The organism is Mesorhizobium sp. M1A.F.Ca.IN.020.06.1.1, assembly GCF_004023265.1.
Taxonomy (GTDB): domain Bacteria; phylum Pseudomonadota; class Alphaproteobacteria; order Rhizobiales; family Rhizobiaceae; genus Mesorhizobium.
Map to the genome: position 1 here is coordinate 1 of NZ_RZSR01001134.1, position 1,704 is coordinate 1,704.

Annotated in this window: 1 protein-coding gene and 2 pseudogenes; all 3 read right to left on the bottom strand. The window is 50.5% G+C overall.

Features of this window, described 5'->3' with window-relative positions; translation table 11 throughout:
• Nucleotides 1-515 (bottom strand): annotated as a pseudogene (locus EOA60_RS38440) (hypothetical protein); the annotation flags it as partial.
• A gap of 17 nt (nt 516-532) precedes the next feature.
• On the bottom strand, nt 533-1,363 hold the full coding sequence (locus EOA60_RS31755; RefSeq protein ID WP_128312533.1) for an ABC transporter permease: 831 nt from the start codon (nt 1,361-1,363) through the stop codon (nt 533-535).
• Between the two features lie 83 nt (nt 1,364-1,446).
• Nucleotides 1,447-1,704: pseudogene (locus EOA60_RS31760) on the bottom strand (hypothetical protein); the annotation flags it as partial.

Below are 1,704 nucleotides of genomic sequence, written 5' to 3' on the forward strand. Positions count from 1 at the left end.
CCGAATTCCAGATTTCTATCCAATTTGACTATGCCAGCCATGAGCATCACAACCACGAATGGCAATACCGCCATAAGGTGTCCTAGTATAATTGATACCGTTGTTGAGTTTATTCTTAGGTAAGAAAAGTATATGTACAGCCCAAGACTCGCCACTATACCGGGGACTATGAGCGGACTCATGATTATGCTTGTCACTAGCCGCTTGCCAAAAAACTCGTGGCGCACGATCCAGTAGGCTGCCAGTGTACCGATAAAAACCGACAACGTTGTTGTCGCTAACGCAATTTTGGTGCTTTGGAAAAGCGGCCCTAGCCAATCGGGAGAACTGAAGAAGATCCTAAACAGGTCAAAGGAATAATTGGCTGGAGGGAAAGTGAGAGTGTTTGCGGGACCGAACGCCATCGGGATAGTCACCACGATGGGTGACAAGAGAAATATGTAGACGATCGCGGCCATTATTGTACCCAATGCGCGATAACGGCGGGAATGCGGATCGTGAATGTTGCTAGACACGAGCAATCTCCTAAGCCTTACCGCGAAGCCTTACGGCGGCGCCAGATCGCCACAGGGCTTGCGAGAATAAGCGACATGCCAACCAACACAACACTTATCGTTGAAGCCTTGGGCCAGTCTAATACCTGCCGCGTGTAGTAATCTACCAGATTCGACAGCATATTATCTTTTGGACCGCCAAGTAACGCCGGCACCATGAACGTGCTCAATGACGAGACGAAAATGATTATCAGGCCAGCAAATAGCCCAGGTAGGCTCAAACGGACCGTCACCGTCCAGAATATGCGGGCCGGCTTAGCTCCCATTATTGCGGCTGCGCGGTAGATTGCATCATCAATAGCAAGCAGGCTGGCGAGAACTGACAAGACGACGATCGGAACTTGCCAGTTGATCATGCCGACGAGAGTGCCAACTCGATTGAGTATGAGCGGCAAATGTACCTCCGCGCCGAATGCCCAGCTAAGAATAGTGTTTATGACACCTTCCCGCCCCAAGATAACTGTAAACGCAAAGCATTTCACTAATATACTAGTCCACAGCGGAAGGAGAACCAGACCCATCAGAATTGCTCTTCGCCGGACCGGTTGATTTGCGATATGTACTGCAATTACATATCCTAGTATCACACTCACTGCGCAGGAAACACTGGATATAATAATGGTCGTTTCCAGAGTTTTTCTGAAAAGCGCACTTGTCAAAACCTCGGTGTAAACTTGAAGTGTTAGAGCTGATCCATTGACGCTGGTGTATAGCACATACAAAAGAGGCGGCAGCACGATTACCGCCGCGATCAGTGCTGCGGGCGACATAAAGATTGCAGTCGTGCGAATGCTGCTAGACTGATCCATAACCGTGTCGAATGTTTCTGATGAGAAATGGTTTTTCTTGGCTGGGACGGGTCACGAGGTGATCGTCCCAGCCCAAAAGGCAATCAACTCAGCATCCATTCCTTGAAGCGCGCCGTCACCGCCTCACTGTTCTCTGCCCAATAAGGTACATCAATGAACAGGTTAGCGGGGCTATCGAAATCCGGCTGCCACTTGCGCACCTCGGATGACAACATCGGCCGCGCCTTTTTGGACACAGGGGTGCCGCCCAACTGGTTATTTAGCCGCGCCTGCACTTCAGGCCGAACGCAGTAGGCGACAAATTTCATCGCGTTTGCCTGGTTGGGCGCACCCTTGAGCAC

What these genes read in the sequence shown, in the direction of transcription:
- EOA60_RS31755 (WP_128312533.1), bottom strand. Translation starts at nt 1,363, where the DNA reads ATGGATCAGTCTAGCAGCATTCGCACGACTGCAATCTTTATGTCGCCC.